The organism is Synergistaceae bacterium, assembly GCA_031267575.1.
Lineage (GTDB): Bacteria > Synergistota > Synergistia > Synergistales > Aminobacteriaceae > JAIRYN01.
This window is the reverse complement of record JAIRYN010000047.1, coordinates 93,459-108,464: the sequence shown is the minus strand read 5'-3', so window position 1 is coordinate 108,464 and position 15,006 is coordinate 93,459. Positions and strand designations below refer to the sequence as shown.

Annotated in this window: 16 protein-coding genes; 8 read left to right on the top strand and 8 right to left on the bottom strand. The window is 50.6% G+C overall.

The annotated features are described in order from the left end of the window. Nucleotides 1-44 precede the first annotated feature (44 nt). Both LBJ36_07215 and LBJ36_07210 read right to left on the bottom strand, forming a co-directional pair. A complete protein-coding gene (locus LBJ36_07215; GenBank protein MDR1378827.1) occupies nucleotides 45-539 on the bottom strand; it encodes a hypothetical protein in 495 nt (164 codons plus the stop codon). 643 nt (nucleotides 540-1,182) lie between these two features. Next, nucleotides 1,183-1,902, bottom strand: a complete 720-nt coding sequence (locus tag LBJ36_07210; protein ID MDR1378826.1) for a GntR family transcriptional regulator — start codon at nucleotides 1,900-1,902, stop codon at nucleotides 1,183-1,185. A 419-nt stretch (nucleotides 1,903-2,321) separates the two neighbouring features. On the opposite strand from LBJ36_07210, the gene LBJ36_07205 reads away from it, so the two are divergent. The 6 genes from LBJ36_07205 (at nucleotide 2,322) to LBJ36_07180 (ending at nucleotide 9,670) form a co-directional block, all read left to right on the top strand. Next, nucleotides 2,322-3,863: an aromatic amino acid ammonia-lyase gene (locus LBJ36_07205; GenBank protein MDR1378825.1), complete on the top strand. Its 1,542-nt coding sequence runs from the start codon at nucleotides 2,322-2,324 to the stop codon at nucleotides 3,861-3,863. A gap of 283 nt (nucleotides 3,864-4,146) precedes the next feature. Next, entirely contained in the window at nucleotides 4,147-5,100 is a 954-nt protein-coding gene (locus LBJ36_07200; protein ID MDR1378824.1) for a 4Fe-4S binding protein, read from the top strand. Nucleotides 5,101-5,150: 50 nt separating this feature from the next. Beyond that, complete coding sequence (locus tag LBJ36_07195) at nucleotides 5,151-6,569, top strand: sodium:solute symporter family protein (protein MDR1378823.1); 1,419 nt, start codon at nucleotides 5,151-5,153, stop codon at nucleotides 6,567-6,569. Between the two features lie 15 nt (nucleotides 6,570-6,584). Beyond that, entirely contained in the window at nucleotides 6,585-6,836 is a 252-nt protein-coding gene (locus LBJ36_07190; protein ID MDR1378822.1) for a hypothetical protein, read from the top strand. Between the two features lie 62 nt (nucleotides 6,837-6,898). Further along, nucleotides 6,899-7,450, top strand: coding sequence for a hypothetical protein (locus tag LBJ36_07185; protein MDR1378821.1), 552 nt, complete (start codon nucleotides 6,899-6,901; stop codon nucleotides 7,448-7,450). A gap of 414 nt (nucleotides 7,451-7,864) precedes the next feature. Beyond that, nucleotides 7,865-9,670 (top strand): hypothetical protein, encoded by a 1,806-nt coding sequence (locus LBJ36_07180; GenBank protein MDR1378820.1) that lies wholly within the window; start codon nucleotides 7,865-7,867, stop codon nucleotides 9,668-9,670. A gap of 224 nt (nucleotides 9,671-9,894) precedes the next feature. Here LBJ36_07180 and LBJ36_07175 read toward each other — a convergent pair whose 3' ends face one another. From LBJ36_07175 to LBJ36_07150, 6 genes are all read right to left on the bottom strand, one after another. Next, nucleotides 9,895-10,170 carry an HU family DNA-binding protein gene (locus LBJ36_07175; protein MDR1378819.1) on the bottom strand — a complete coding sequence of 92 codons (276 nt, stop codon included), beginning with the start codon at nucleotides 10,168-10,170 and terminating at the stop codon, nucleotides 9,895-9,897. A 224-nt stretch (nucleotides 10,171-10,394) separates the two neighbouring features. Then, on the bottom strand, nucleotides 10,395-11,378 hold the full coding sequence (gene galE / locus LBJ36_07170) for a UDP-glucose 4-epimerase GalE (protein ID MDR1378818.1): 984 nt from the start codon (nucleotides 11,376-11,378) through the stop codon (nucleotides 10,395-10,397). 39 nt (nucleotides 11,379-11,417) lie between these two features. Beyond that, nucleotides 11,418-12,218, bottom strand: a complete 801-nt coding sequence (locus LBJ36_07165; GenBank protein MDR1378817.1) for a biotin--[acetyl-CoA-carboxylase] ligase — start codon at nucleotides 12,216-12,218, stop codon at nucleotides 11,418-11,420. A 120-nt stretch (nucleotides 12,219-12,338) separates the two neighbouring features. Continuing rightward, nucleotides 12,339-12,671, bottom strand: a complete 333-nt coding sequence (locus LBJ36_07160) for a transposase (protein ID MDR1378816.1) — start codon at nucleotides 12,669-12,671, stop codon at nucleotides 12,339-12,341. Nucleotides 12,672-12,753: 82 nt separating this feature from the next. Next, complete coding sequence (locus LBJ36_07155; protein MDR1378815.1) at nucleotides 12,754-12,957, bottom strand: helix-turn-helix domain-containing protein; 204 nt, start codon at nucleotides 12,955-12,957, stop codon at nucleotides 12,754-12,756. Further along, nucleotides 12,941-13,081, bottom strand: coding sequence for a MerR family DNA-binding transcriptional regulator (locus LBJ36_07150; protein ID MDR1378814.1), 141 nt, complete (start codon nucleotides 13,079-13,081; stop codon nucleotides 12,941-12,943). The genes LBJ36_07155 and LBJ36_07150 overlap by 17 nt, the downstream gene beginning before the upstream one ends. Nucleotides 13,082-13,224: 143 nt before the next feature. Between LBJ36_07150 and LBJ36_07145 the strand changes: the two genes are divergently transcribed. Together LBJ36_07145 and LBJ36_07140 are read left to right on the top strand one after the other, a co-directional pair. Continuing rightward, nucleotides 13,225-13,755, top strand: coding sequence for a cytidine/deoxycytidylate deaminase family protein (locus LBJ36_07145; protein ID MDR1378813.1), 531 nt, complete (start codon nucleotides 13,225-13,227; stop codon nucleotides 13,753-13,755). A 31-nt stretch (nucleotides 13,756-13,786) separates the two neighbouring features. Next, nucleotides 13,787-14,356 carry an HDIG domain-containing protein gene (locus LBJ36_07140; protein ID MDR1378812.1) on the top strand — a complete coding sequence of 190 codons (570 nt, stop codon included), beginning with the start codon at nucleotides 13,787-13,789 and terminating at the stop codon, nucleotides 14,354-14,356. Nucleotides 14,357-15,006 lie beyond the last annotated feature (650 nt).

Here is a 15,006-nt window from a genome sequence, read left to right as displayed (position 1 = left end):
CGCTCCTCTTCGGCTCCACATCGGTTGACAGGTCCGGCACCGGACTATTTCTTTTTCACGGGAGCTTTCGGGGCGGGTTTCGGCAGAGCCAGTGCTACACCCTTACCCGGAGTGGTCTTGGGGTCCACCGCCGCGAAAACCTTTTTCGTTGCCTCGGAAGCGCCGTCGTAAACAGTTCCGTAGATTTCGTTCCCTAGCATATCGTAATGGCGCAGATAGGTCACCGCGAACTGCTTTCCGTCCTTCGTGTATTCGTACTCGTACTCGGTAAAGTAGAGACTGCCCGCAACGTCTGGAGTGATCCCAAATTTGGACATCAAGAGATCAATAGTCTGCTGCTTGATAGATTCGTTTGTGTAGTATTTCCTGGCGACGGCAAAAGGAACTTCGCTCCTGATGCCGTAGTCCAAAAGATACCATTGCATTTTAACGTGATCTTGTCCCAGATTCTTCTGCTTTTCGGGGTCCCATGCCAAGGCGGGCAACGCAGAACATACTGCCGTCGCAACTAACAACGCTAATAACACCAACTTCTTCACTACCAAAACAACCCCTTCCTAAAATATAAAACGACCAAAACTTTGAACTCAAGAACTCAAGAACATCAACGCTTACATTGTAGCATAAATCGAGGGGAAAAATCCATAAACCAAGAGGAAAAATCCCTGACATACTCCTATCACTAAAGTTGTGGGATTCTAAGATCGACAAAAACAGCCGACTGAAACCGGTCTTACATCTTCTCCTTTATATTTATACGTCTTCTATACGTCTTCTCCTTTAAGAGTGGATGCCTAAGAGTGGATGCCCCCACTCTTAGAATATTTAGAGCCACATTAATATCCTGATCATGTTCCACCCCGCATCTCGCGTTGATAAGCCATAAAAAAAGTTTAACATAAAAATAGACATATGGCAAGAAATCAAATACAAAACAAATGTCACCGTTGGCGGCGTTACGATTCTCATCCAACGGCTTCAGCCGTTGGATGAGAATCGCTTTATCGTAAAAACACCCCGGCCGATGAGAATGAGTGATGATAAATTTCGCAAAAGTGCCGATAAAAGTTTACCGCGATTTGTTGCAATAAGTAGCGCAAATATACTCCATTATGAAAAAAATATTCATAACCGTTCAAACCCCTTCCGCACGATTCCTGAGCTTGAACAATTACTTTTGACTTAAGTTTCTGGCATTACCTCGTTGACTCCACCATTCGCGATCCGATAGAAAAGCATGATACGGTCCTCGACTCCCTCAAAGCCCCAGTGGACGTAGCGGATATAATCGGCCATTTCCCGTGGTGTCCCCCTCCAGAAAAGATCGATGATCTTGTGATGTTGCACCCAATATTCCCGCTCCCATGAGGCCAGCTTCGCAACCGCCGTGGACAGGTCCGGCGTTTTAACGCCGGGAAAATGGTAAAGTCTCTGACGGCTGCGACGCAGCATTTTCAAAAGTTCCTCGTTATCGCACAACTCCAGGATCGTCTCGTGAAAGGCGACGTTGTTCTCGTTGCACAGGCCGAAATCGTCCGCGCTCATCAGGTTTTCCGTCTCGCGGGTAAGCTCTTCGAGCTTATTCAGACGTTCTTCCGTGACGAGGTGAAATACGGACTCGAAAGCCACAGCCTCTAGAGCGCCGGAGATCTGATAAATATGTCTGACCGCGTTCCGCGTCAGAGGATTGATGCGCACGCCCTTGCAGGGAATGATGGAGACGAACCCCTCGGCCTCTAACTGCATCAACGAATCCCGTAAAGGCGTCCGGCTGATTCCCAGACTGGCGGTTAGCTCGGCCTGATTGATGAAATCCCCCGCCTTGAGTCGACCGGAGATCAGCAGCTCCCTCAGGTAATCGTAGACCTGTTTTCTCAATGGTTCCGAACGATAGAGCATCATCTGTGTGTTCCTCCACATGTTTTCGATATTTTCACCTTTATATTTTGTCACTTGACAACGCATTTGTGTAGAATTATCATGCGATGTACAGGATACAGCATTTCTTTCTTATTGATCTCTTCCTCAATTTGCGTCTTGGAGATCCTCTTTCGTTTGTACAGTGATACAGTTTAGCATTTGTGGCGATGGACGCCGTAAAGGAGGGAGATTCAAAGGGGGATTCGCAGAGAGAAGCATGCGGCTTCGGTGCCGTGTTGTTTTTGCGGAAAATCGCGATTTCTCGGAAAATCTGGGTTATTTCAAAAGGGATGTAAATTCAAGATGAATGTAGATTTAAGATGGGTGTAAATTCAAAATGGGTGTAAATTCAAGATGAACACGCGATGTTGGGACAGAAAGATGAATAAAGGAGCCCGAACATGAACAGAGCGGACAATATTGGGGAAGTCGTCCTGGGCGGCGAAATTTCGCTCCGTCACCTGATAGCCGTCGCCCGTCACGGCGCGAAGGTGTCCTTCGACGAAAACTTCAAGAAGCGCGTCCGGGAATGCCGCGAACGTGTCGAAAAGTTCGTCGCGGAAAACCGGCGCATCTATGGCGTCACCACGGGGCTGGGAGAGAACGTCAAACGTGTCGTTCTCGAATCCGAGGCCATGGACTACCAAACTAAGATGCTCCTAACGCACTGCACAACTGTCGGAAAAACGTTAGACGAAGAGGCGACACGCGCCGTCATGTTCGTCATGCTCGCTAACATGGGTACCGGCTACAGCGGCGCGCGCCTCTCTCTGTTGGAGCGCCTGGCCGATCTGCTGAACGCGCGAGTCACGCCCTGGGCCCCCGCTCATGGTTCCGTCGGGTACCTCGGCGTCGAGGCCCACATCGCCCTCGTGCTTCTGGGCAGAGGAAAGGCTTTTTATGGTGACAGCGGAAAACTGCTCGACGGCGGAGAGGCTCTGGCACTCGCTGGACTGGCTCCTGTGCAGCTCAGTTATAAAGAAGGGCTTTGCCTCATCAGTGGAGGTACCTCTGCGACGGCCTTGGCCGCCTTGGCGGAGTACGACGCGCTGAACGCCCTGTCCAGCGCCGACGCTGTGGCTTCTCTGACGCTGGAAGCCCTGATCGGAAACACCGAGGCCTTCGATGAACGCGTCATGTCCGTTAAACGCCAACCGCACCAGTGGCGGACGGCGGAGCACCTGCGTAAGATGCTGGCTGACAGCGCCATCCTCAGCGGAGCGAGAAAGGAAAACCTTCAGGACGCTCTTTCATTGCGCTGTATTCCTCAGGCCCATGGCGCGGCGCGTAAGACGATTCTCGACGCTAAAACGGCGATTGAGGACGAGCTGAACTCCTGCGACGACAACCCGATCATTCACCCCTCTGGCGAGGCCATCAGTGCCTGCAACGCCGACGCGGGTTTTGTTGGAATCGCCTCGGATTCCCTGTGTGTCGCGACCTGTTATCTGGCGAAAATCTCCGAGCGCCGGACGGACCGCATGATCAACGAGCACGTCAGCGGTCTGCCTGCCTTCCTGACGACCAGCGCCGGGGCAAACAGCGGATTCATGATCGTTCAATATTCCTCCGCGGGACTGTTGGGAGAAATGCGTATGCTGGCCCACCCGGCAACCGTCGATGCTGTCCCCACCTGCGCCATGCAGGAGGATTACGTCAGCATGGGTTACAACGCGGCCCTCAAAGCGCGGGATGTCGTGCGTCTGTTGGAGTACGTTCTGGGTAACGAGTTATTAACAGCCGCGCAGGCGTTGGAGCTGCGCGAACGCAAAGATTTGGCCCCATCCGCGACGGGACGCGCGCTCTGTGAAGCGGTGAGGAAGCGGGCCCCTTTCATGACGGAAGATCATTATGTCTCCCCAGACATGGAGTGGGGTAGGGAACTGATTCATTCCGGCCGCGTTCGCGCCTTGGCCGAAGAAATGATCGGATTGATGGACTGAAAAGAATCGTTATCAACGCGAGACGCGGGGCGGAACACGACCGGAATATCAATCGAGATATCATATCGGGATATCAATCGGGATATCAAGGCGGCTGTAAATATCCTCAGAGTGGGGGCATCCACTCTTATCAGATCTTATCAGAGCTCGGGAGCATCCACTCTTAAAAGAGAAGACATAAGACCGGTTTCAGTCGGCTGTCTTTGTTGATCTTAGAATCCCGTGACTTTAGTCGTGGGAGTATGTCAATAAAAACTCTTATATAGCCGAAGAAGGTGAGATTTTGTATGAGGATGTCATCGAGGTCTTTGAGGTTCCGGAGGAAGGGCGCGCGTATGTTGCCGATTTTTTGAGCGTGAAGGAAATCGCCGCTATTCGGACAATGGGCAGAACCGCTTACCTGCCTGAGGAACTCCAAACGCTTTTGAGCCCTCTGACCGCTAATCCGACGAAACTCATTGCGGAAGCGTATTCGAGAGCAGTCTTCAACAAAGTCAAAGAGGATGGTCAAGTTAAGTTTCAGACGGCGAATTTTTACAGGCGGCTAGCGTTTTTTGCTCAGTACGAGCCCGACGCGTGGACTGCCATTCCTAGGCCCCACCGCGAGGCGATGGACGCGTGGTACGTGAAGATCTACGCGGAAGGCGCGCGCTCCAGGCTGGAGGTGGTGCGAAAAAACCCGGAACAGTTGCCGGAACAGTTGATCGAAAACGCCTATTTCGTCACTTTGGACGAGGCTTTCGACATCATCGACAAGTTAGAACACGACCCTTACAGAGTTCCATGTAACTGCAAGAGCGTGGCCATGAACTGCGAGAAACCCAGAAACGTTTGCGTCCTTTTCGAGAAAGGGATCAACTCCGAATGGGACAGAGGCCACGGTCAAGCCCTAACCAAAGCGGAAGCGAAAGAGTTATTGAGATTCGCCAACAAAAACGGCTTGATGCAAACCTCGGAGCTACGACGGGCAATTTGTAACTGCGACGGCTGTTGTTGTTATCCGATTCGAGCGTCGCGGATGATCGGAGCAAGGGGCTTCTGGCCCAAGAAACTCTACAATATAGTTTGGGATGAAGGTCGTTGCGTCAATTGTAAAAAATGTACCTCCATTTGTAATTTCAGGGCTTTTATTGAAAAGGAAGGGAAGGTATTTTTTGAAAGAGAGAATTGCTGGGGGTGCGCCATCTGTAAAAGCAATTGTCCCGTAAACGCGATTTCATTGGAACGCGCGGAATAAACGATACTGGAATAATCTTGAATAATAAAATAATAAAAGGAGGAAATAGTGTGTTAACCTGGGTCGACAACATCGTCATTGTTATGGCTGTTGCGGGTGTGCTTGCCGTTGGATATTATTTTTCCAAGTCGGTAACGGATATGGAAAGCTATTATCTGGCCAATAGAAGTTTACCCTGGTCCCTCGTGGTGGGAACTTTGATGGCTTCGTGGTACGGCGGGGTCGGGGTCATCGGAACCATCGGATACGCGTCCGTCTTTGGGCTGGCGTCATGGTTCCTCTGGTCCATCGGCGCGCACGCGGTGCGTTTCCCTCTGGCCTTATGGGTTGGGCCAAAGGTTCATGTTCGTACGGACGTCACCATTCCTGATGTTATACAGAATACATACGGAAAATTCGCCGCCGTCATCGCTTCGATCTTTCTGTTTGTCTACTGTTCTCAAATTGGGGAGATCACCGCGACGGGATTCGTGGGGGAGGCCGCCTGGGGCATCAACAAGGTGGTGGTCGGCGTCATCGTCGTCATCATCACTATCGCGCTCACGTGCCTTGGTGGACTGATGGGTGTCGCCGTCACCGATATGATCTTTTTCCTGTTCATGGTCGTCAGTGTATGTTTGGTTTTTCCCCAAATTTTCCACAGCGTTGGCGGTCTGGAGGGCATCCGCGCCGCGACCGCCGACAACCCGGCTTTCATGCATCCCGTCGCCGGAATGGCTCCCACGAAGGCCATCATGTTGGTCATTCTGTGCATCAACGTCTATGCCGACCCAACGTTTTACCAGCGCTTCTCGGCAAGCAACTCCGCAAAGACGGGACGCCGCGCCATGCTCACTTGTTTTTGCCTGTGGATGGGCTTTGACATTGTGACGATGGTTGCCGGCATTATCGTGCACGTGGCCAGGCCGGACGCGCAACCCGAACTCGCGTACATTCAGATGATCTTGGAATATCTGCCTGTTGGAATAAGGGCCCTTTTCATCATAGGACTTTTCGGCGCCATCATCTCGACCTTGGACAGCTACTACCTTATCGGAGGAACGACTCTCGCGAAGGATCTTTATGCGCGCGTTTTCGCCGAGAATTCCATATCCGACAAACGCCTCATCAACTTGAGCCGCATCGGTTCTTGCATACTGGGGGGCATCGGCGTCGTATTCGCGTACCGTTTCAAACTCGTTTACGATGCCCTCGCGTTCATGTCCAGCCTCTGGATGTCCACCGTTTTCGTCGCCGTGCTGGGGGCTCTGATGTATAAGGGCAAAAAGACGCCAGCGGGGGGCGTCCTTTCGATGCTGGTTGGTTGTTTGTCCTTTGCGTACTTGCAATATTATCCCATCACTATCTCGGAGAGCGTCGGTATATTGGAACCGCTGTTGGTGGCGTTGCCGCTGTCATTGATAGCGTATGTGATCGGCAATAAAATTGGCTCGGACATCAACGCCGACAATATGAAAATTCAAGGCTAGAGAGGAGAAACAAACATGTCGGAAATCGGTAAGGTCAACAAGACGAAAAAGGACGACGAAATCCAATGGTTTGGCATCGACGGCGTGTTGTGTCTTTTGTATGTTCTTGAGGCTGTGTTTATCGGCACTAGCTTGATCAACAACAATGATTACATCATCGGCGAGGTCGTTCCTTACGGTATAGCGATTGTCACGATTTTGATTTTCCTAAGGTATATCGTGCAGGTTATCACTTTTTCAAAATCGAATGCGCCGAAAAAAAGTTGATTCAGGAACAAGGCCGCGCCTACATAAAGCTGGCGCGGTCCGTATAGATATATAGATATGGGGTGCTGATTTTGAAACTGGACAGTTTCGCTATCAAAATAAGCAGAGAAGAAGCCGAAAAACTTTTGGACCGGCAGTTAGGTCTTTTGGGCAGGCTGATCATCGGCAGAAAACCTCCGAACGAAATACGCGTGATTTTTATCGAAAACAAGCTGATTACGTATGAAATAACCACGATTTCGTGGCCGATAATTGCGTGGTTCGGAAAAAACGCGACTCCCCGCAAAAGCAAAATACGCGTTATCGCGAATGGCTCCACGTCGGGAGTCGCCTATTACGACGGAACAGGGCTTAAGATCTCCGAGATGGAAGTCGACGATAAACAGGTTCAATGGTCCAGTTACTCCGAATCGGCATTAGTGACACGAGGCAATGTGCTTGCCCGCAGAATTTTGAGGCGACGCGTCGGAGGCAATATGATCTTGGAGCCGCTGGAAGTCAAAACTGTTTTTCGCCCTTACTATGTGGCTTTTTATGGCGACTTGAAGGAAGGCAACAAGGTACGTTATGTGCCAATCCCGGCCGACGACTGCGTCGTGAAAAGAACGTTTTGAAAAAACACCCTGATCGTTCAATCTATTTCGAACTATTTCGAAGATCGTTCAACCTGTTTCGAAGATCGTTCAATACTATTTCGAAGATTGTTCAATCTATTTCGAAGTTTGTTCAACCTATTTCGAAGATCGTTCAATACTATTTCGAAGATCGTTCAACCTATTTTGAAGATTGTTCAATCTATTTCGAAGATCGTTCAACCTATTTTGAAGATTGTTCAATCTATTTTGAAGATTGTTCAATCTATTTCGAAGATTGTTCAACCTATTTCGAAGATCGTTCAACCTATTTTGAAGATTGTTCAACCTATTTTGAAGATTGTTCAACCTATTTCGAAGATTGTTCAATCTATTTCGAAGATTGTTCAATCTATGAAGATCGTTCAATACTATTTCGAAAGGAGAACACAATGTATGCGTGGAAAAGATCGTTTTTCGAGTTTCGCTTACCTCACACTAATGGTTTCTATTCTCTGTGTTTCCCTCCCTTTTCCGGCGCGTTCTCAAAATTTAACGCCGGAATATTTGACGCCGAAATGGAGGAGTTCCTTTTTAACCGAACCAGACGCTATTCCGCCTGAAGCGCTTCTCATCGACGCACGCCTCGGTTCGGATATCCCGCGCATCCCGAACGCCGTTACACTGGATTGGAAATCTTTTTTCATCGAAAAAGATCGTTCATTAAAGTCCTCTGAGGAAATTCAAAAACTTTTCGGCGCGGCTGGTGTGGGGTCCGCGCCGGTAGTGGTCTACGACGACGGGGGCCTGAAAGGTCCGGCGGGAATGATTTTTTGGTTGTTGGAGTACGCCGGGTACACGAACGTGAGTCTCTTGAATGGAGGGTTCAAAGTTTACCAGAAATTGGGTCTTCCTGTTTCTACGAACACGAGAACGCCGCCTCCCACAAATTTTGACCTTCAAGTCCGTCCAGAAGCGGCTGTGGACTTGCGTGGGCTTATTTCGCGCTTTGGCGACTACAAGCTCGCCCTGCTGGATCCGCGTTCTGACGAAGAATATTTGGGCTGGGCGCTTAACGAAGAAAAACGGGGCGGTCATATACGCACGGCCGTCAGCTTCGACCCTGATTGGGCGTGCGACGCCACGGGTAAGCTCAAACCTCAAGAAGCCGTTTATGAGCTTCTGTACCAAAAAACCTTAACTCCCGAAAAAGAATTAGTCATTTACTCGAATTTTGACACCCGCGGGACGGGGCTCTATTTTTTGTTGCGTTTAGCTGGCTACGAGAACACGGCCTATTTCACGGAGGCGTTTAACGCGTGGGCTGAGAACGAGCTTCTGCCCGTCGCTCAGGCTCCAAACTGGAAATCCTTGGTAAGTCCGGAGTGGGTTCACCAACTCGTCAGCACGGGAAAGGCCGACACATTCGGCGGAAAGTCGTTCGCGATCTATGAATGTAGCTGGGGGACTTTGGAGAATGCCGGTAAAGCCTATAAAAATGGGCACATTCCCGGGGCCTATCACCTGGACTCCGATACATTTGAGAACGAAAAGCATTATTGGGATCTTTTCGAGTTCGAAACTCTGGCCGCGCGCCTAGCAAAAGAAGGGATCACGAAAGATACTACCGTCATCCTATATGGCAACGGCTCGGACACGATTAGCGCGACTATTGCCTTCTGGGCGCTGCAATACGCGGGAGTCGAGGATGTTCGTTTACTAAACGGCAACTTCGAGCGATGGCTCGCGATGGGGTACCCCTCAGAAACGACGATTCATATCCCCCAAGCGGCAGAGTTCGGCCGAAACGTCCCCCTGCGTCCGGAATACGTTAAAAGCACAGAAGAGGTCAAAAATCTCCTGCAAGACTCAAACGTGCGCGTTTGTTCGGTACGTAGTTGGCCGGAATTTACAGGGGAAGTCGTGCGCCATTCCTATATCAAAGCAAAAGGAGAATTAGCCGGAGCGTATTGGGCTCGCGCGGGGTTTGGCGAAAACAGAAGCGATCTTAGTTTTTATTTTGATCCGGACGGTTCGTACCGCAGTTATATCGAGGTTGAAAAGATGTGGGTCGATCTTGACATCACCCCCGACAAAACCGTGGTCTTTTACTGTGGCACAGGCGCGCGCGCCTCTACGGCGTGGTTTTTCGCCCATCTGATGAACTGGCCGTCCGCTATTTATGACAGCGGATGGTTTGGCTGGAGCGAGGGCAGAGAGGTTTCTCCCAATCCCTCTCAAAAAATCTGGAACTACGAATAAAAGCACAAAATAACGCGAAGAGTAGCCTTAGAAGCACTCTTTGCGCGCGACAGCCTCTGGAATGGATCCTATTCTACGGTAGAGTGATACGGTAGAGTGAACGGTTCAACTATATTTTTTCCAATTATATCTCCAACATATTTCAAATCATATAATAGCCGATCCAAAGCCGGCCGCTCGACTGACGAGCGGCCTCATACTTGATTCACGAATTTCTGCGTACTTTAAACAACACTGTCCTTCAAAACCTTACCCGCTTTGAAAACGGGAACTTTCTTCTCTGGAATGTGAATGATCTTCTTCGGGTCCTGAGGATCATGTCCTTCCCGCGCAGAGCGCAGGCGAACCTCGAAAGAGCCAAACCCTATAAGTTGAACTTTGTCTCCTAGGGCAAGAGCATTGGTGATCACATCGAACACCGCCCCCACGGCAGCGCCCGCGTCTTTTTTCGTGATTCCTGCGGATTCCGCGACCTTGTCAATCAGGTCTGTTTTCGTCATCCTAAAAAACCTCCTTCATGGATTTTCAATCTCTTTTCGCATTTCCTTGCATTTGATATCGCTAAATTCTTTGATCCACCGAATACTATCGAGAGATTACAATACTTATCGAGAGATCATAAACAGCGACTTCTCACAAATACCACCCCTATTTTTAACCTAAGCTCGCCTTGCGGTCAAGTCCTCCAGGGCAAAGCAACCGATTGTCTCCCTCATACAAGGACTTAATGCCTAGCATAACCGTTGGGATTGGCTTTGTGCCAGTACCAGGCAGATTGTACGATATCTTCGAGTTGGAATAGAGGTGTCCAGTCCAGGATCTTGCGCGCTTTCTCCGCACTGGCGACCAAAATCGAGGGATCACCGCTCCGACGCAGTTTCTCCTGAACGGGGATTTTCGTCGTCGTAACTTTTTCCGCCGCGGCAATTACCTCCTTCACGGAAAAGCCCCGACCATTTCCAAGGTTGATCTTCTGGCTAGCCCCGCCTTCTTTCAAATAGCGTAGAGCCTTCACGTGAGCTTCCGCCAGGTCGGCCACGTGAATGTAATCCCGGACGCAGGTTCCATCCGGCGTGGGGTAATCGGTGCCATAGATATCAACATGAGTCCGTTGTCCCAGGGGGACTTGGAGCACTAGGGGGATCAAGTGGCTTTCGGGGTGGTGGGCCTCGCCCTTGTGTTTCGTGGATCCTGACGCGTTGAAATAGCGCAACGCCACGTGCGTTATGCCATGGGCCGCGTCGAGGCAGTCCAAAACGCGTTCCACAAAAAGTTTGGAAAGCCCGTAAGGGTTCGTGGGTTTTTGGGGGTGCTCCTCGTCGATGGGCGTGTATTCCGGCTCTCCATAGACAGCGGCTGTCGAGGAAAAAACCACGTTTTTCACGCCTTGCTCCCGAAGAGCCGAGAGCATCCGCACTACCTTGGCCGTGTTGTTCTCGAAGTACCGGAGAGGATCCGCCACGGACTCCGAGACAGAGATGAAGCCAGCGAAATGGATCACCTGCGTCGGTCTGTGGGCAGCCGTAATTTTTTCCAGAAGAGCGACGTCCGCCACGTCTCCCTCGTAAAAGGGAACACCAGCACTCAAAGCCTCCCTATGCCCGTCGCTGAGGTCATCCAGGACGACCACGTCCTCTCCCGTCGCGAGCAAAGCCTCTACTGTGACGCTACCAATATACCCGGCTCCGCCCGTAACCAATACGCTCATGAGTCCATCGTTCCCTTCCGTGTCGTTATTTTAAACGCTTTATCCAGAGCCCAGGCGGGCATGGACCACATCGGCCACGTAAAATCGCCTTGGTCCGACCGGTGTCTCCAAGATCAGCTCGCCATGCTCCCCAATGCCCAGGCAAAGTCCCCTCAAGGTTTCCTCGCTAGTCTCCACCTCCAGAACCCGACTCACGGAGGCACATCGCTCCCGATAGATTTTCAGCATGGGAGCCGTTCCCTCCCGCTCCAAGGCGTCTACCCATCGAAAAAAATTCCTGACGATCCGCGCCAAAAGTTCCGTTTCGTCTATTCTTTCCCTTTCTGTTTGGCGCAACCAACCCGCTCGCGTCGCTACCTCCGCGGGAAAAGAGGGAGGCTTGTAGAGGTTAAGCCCTATCCCCGTGACGCAATAGTCGATCACGCCGTTTCGGGTCGCTGACTCCGACAGAATGCCGCAGACTTTTTTATCCCCTTCGTCCTCAGCCGGACTGGCCTGGGGGAGCAGAAGGTCGTTAGGCCATTTGAGACGTAGCTCCAAGCCCAGAAGAGACCTGACGGCCTCAGCTACAGACAAAGCCGCCGCCACGTTCACTAGGTGCGCCGTGGCGGGTGGCAACTCAGGACGAAAGAGAATAGAAAAATAGAGCCCGCTGCCCTTAGGGGCTTCCCAGCGGCGGGCAAGGCGTCCCCGAGCCGCCGTCTGTTCTTTCGCGACCACAATAGCCTTGAGCTTTCCTTCGCGGGCCAATTCTCGCGCCCGAAGTTGAGTGGACGGCGTAGATTCGTGATATTCCACTGTCACCTCCGCTTGTCCACTGAAGAAATCTAGATTGTTCAAGTCGTTTACTCCCATCTCCACCGTTCTGTCAAACCTATGCAAATCTGAATAAATCCGAGCAAAGATGATCAGGAGCAAGTTTACTGTTGGCTTCCTGCTTCACCGAGGCCAGTTTCACCATCATCTCGCGACCATCTCGCGACCATCTCGCGACGACGGCCAGAGCTTTCCTCTCCACAGACTGACACCAGGCTGACACCAGGCTGACACCATGGAACTCACGGCGTAATTTCTTAATTTGACTGCGGCGTTTACGTCACCATCATGACGTGCGCCACATTGCGGACACGTCCATTCCCGAACCGATAGCGGCAACTCTCCTAGCTTTTCTCCGCAGCACGAGCATATCTTGCCACAAAAATCACGAGAAGCGTGCCGCAAGCGTTGCAGTAACACCTTATGCGCCTTCGGTCCAACTACGCATTCTCCCGTCGAGAGCACCGCCAGTGTCATAATACCTCAATCCACTCCTAAATCCACTCCTGCCACGCCTTGGGGGTCGGCCTTCGGAAGGCATGAATCATCTAGGGTATCGTCAGTTTGCGCCGTAGTGCCATCTGGTTAGGTTTTGGGTTTGCCGGGTCGGCTTTCCACGCCTCGTACTGCCGCTTCCATTCAACTCAACCAACGCCTCAGCCAACGCCCAATTGTACGCCAACCGGGCGCAACCTGCCGCACGGGCAAAATATGTTGCTTGCTTGTTGTTCGGGTTGAGGTCTATCCTATGCGCTATCAACATCAACATGATGGCCGCCTACTATGTATTCTGCTTTAATTCGCCCGATTTTTTCCCAACGCCGTAGCATTGTGATTGAAACCCCTAATGTTTCAGATGCTTCACCTATGTTTAACAATCTATTCATAATTACATATATTAACATAGATTTAATTATATTTCTATCGTACTGTTCACACCCTACACTTTACAATCCTTTTTTACAATAATTACCACATAAAAATACTATAATAGGTCTTTAGAGTTTACACTAGAGGGAAGGGGTGCTCAATGCCGCAAGAATTGAAAAAATTGAAAGACACCAGGCCGGACTGGGATACCTATTTCATCGCGATCGCGATGATGGCCGCGACGAGGAGCACGTGCCTTCGCCGACAGGTAGGAGCAGTGATCGTTCAGAATCGGCAGATCATCAGCACGGGCTACAACGGAGCGCCTTCGAGAACGGCTCACTGTATGGAGGTCGGCTGTTTGAGAGAGATATTAGATGTGCCGTCGGGGGAGCGACAGGAGATGTGCCGGGGCTCTCACGCGGAGTCCAACGCCATTGCTCAGGCGGCGCGTATGGGTATCGCCACGGACGGAGGGGCGCTTTATTGCACCTGTGAACCCTGCTCTCTCTGCACCAAGGTGATTTTAAACGCGGGGATCGCGAGGGTCGTCTATATGGAGTCCTACCCCGACAAACTGGCGGTAGAGCTGAGGAAGGAGACTCAGGTTGTTTTCGAACCCTTTCCTCAGGACAAAGCGGAGGCAGCGCGAGAATGGATGAAGCAATCGGTCTTTAGGTTCAAAAAATAGAAAAATAAGAATGCGTTACGGAGGGAGTTCAATGATACCGACGAGGGAAGAAGCATTAGCATTGCTTAAGCAACACAATAACGACGAAAGCCACATCAAACACGCTTTAGCGGTGGAGGGTACGATGCGCCATTTCGCGCGGAAATTAGGCGGCGACGAGGACCTTTGGGGCGTTGTGGGCATTCTCCACGACATCGATTGGGAAAAGACGATGAGCAAGCCGTCGCGCCACTGCAATCTGGCGCCCGAACTGCTACGTCAAGCCGAAATCGAGGAAAGCGTCATTCACGCCGTCCAATCTCACGGCTACGGTATATGCACCGACGTGAAGCCGGAGAACGACATGGAAAAGGTGTTGTTCACCATCGACGAACTCACGGGACTGGTCATCACCGCGGGGCTGGTGCGCCCATCTCGTTCTCTGTCGGATCTAGAGGTTAAATCCGTGAAGAAAAAATGGAAAGACAAAGCCTTCGCCCGGGGCGTGGACAGAGAGGTCATCCAGAAGGGCGCGGAGATGATGGGTATGCCCCTGGAGGAAGTTATCGAAAACACCATTCTAGCTATGCGCCCCATCGAGAAGGAAATCGGGTTGGGGTAACTTGTGAGAATTGCAACGCCGCCGTTAGCGGCGTTTGTTTTGTATTTGGTTTCTTGCCATATGTCGACTTTCATGTTAAACTCCTTTTATGGCTTATCAACGTGAGATGCGGGGCGGAACACGACCGGGATATTAATGAGGCTGTAAATATTCTCAGAGTAGGGGCATCTACTCTTAAGAGTGGGGACATCTACTCTTATCTTAAAGGAGAAGACGTAAGATCGGTTTCAGTCGGCTGTCTTTGTCGATCTTACAATCCCATGACTTTAGTCGTGGGAATATGTCAAATAGATCATATACTAATTGTTGCGTGGTGTGATGTGAGCTTAAAAATAGTCGCGGAAGGGGAAATTTTAAAAGGGAGATTTTAAATAGGTATTTTACGTATTTCCAAAAGCAAATTTGACGCTTACGATCTTTGATAAAATTAAATTTTGATAAAATTAAATTAGGTTAAGTCAAGGAATAGACCGTTCAAGGGAGGACTTTTTTTATTTTATCGTCCCCCTTGTTTTTGTGTCTCTGAAAATATATTTCTTTTCAATTACCGATTTTTCTCTATTTCAGCAATGTTAAACAGACGCGTCAGGAAAAGTGTATTTAACATGCCGATTCCCGACGCGTTTGCCACGTGAATCCCAAACCTTAGA

Coding starts and splice junctions, on each gene's coding strand:
- LBJ36_07210 (MDR1378826.1), bottom strand. CDS start 1,902: ATGATGCTCTATCGTTCGGAACCATTGAGAAAACAGGTCTACGATTAC.
- LBJ36_07205 (MDR1378825.1), top strand. CDS start 2,322: ATGAACAGAGCGGACAATATTGGGGAAGTCGTCCTGGGCGGCGAAATT.
- LBJ36_07190 (MDR1378822.1), top strand. CDS start 6,585: ATGTCGGAAATCGGTAAGGTCAACAAGACGAAAAAGGACGACGAAATC.
- LBJ36_07180 (MDR1378820.1), top strand. CDS start 7,865: ATGCGTGGAAAAGATCGTTTTTCGAGTTTCGCTTACCTCACACTAATG.
- LBJ36_07175 (MDR1378819.1), bottom strand. CDS start 10,170: ATGACGAAAACAGACCTGATTGACAAGGTCGCGGAATCCGCAGGAATC.
- galE (MDR1378818.1), bottom strand. CDS start 11,378: ATGAGCGTATTGGTTACGGGCGGAGCCGGGTATATTGGTAGCGTCACA.
- LBJ36_07160 (MDR1378816.1), bottom strand. CDS start 12,671: ATGACACTGGCGGTGCTCTCGACGGGAGAATGCGTAGTTGGACCGAAG.
- LBJ36_07155 (MDR1378815.1), bottom strand. CDS start 12,957: ATGTTGATAGCGCATAGGATAGACCTCAACCCGAACAACAAGCAAGCA.
- LBJ36_07150 (MDR1378814.1), bottom strand. CDS start 13,081: ATGAATAGATTGTTAAACATAGGTGAAGCATCTGAAACATTAGGGGTT.
- LBJ36_07145 (MDR1378813.1), top strand. CDS start 13,225: ATGCCGCAAGAATTGAAAAAATTGAAAGACACCAGGCCGGACTGGGAT.
- LBJ36_07140 (MDR1378812.1), top strand. CDS start 13,787: ATGATACCGACGAGGGAAGAAGCATTAGCATTGCTTAAGCAACACAAT.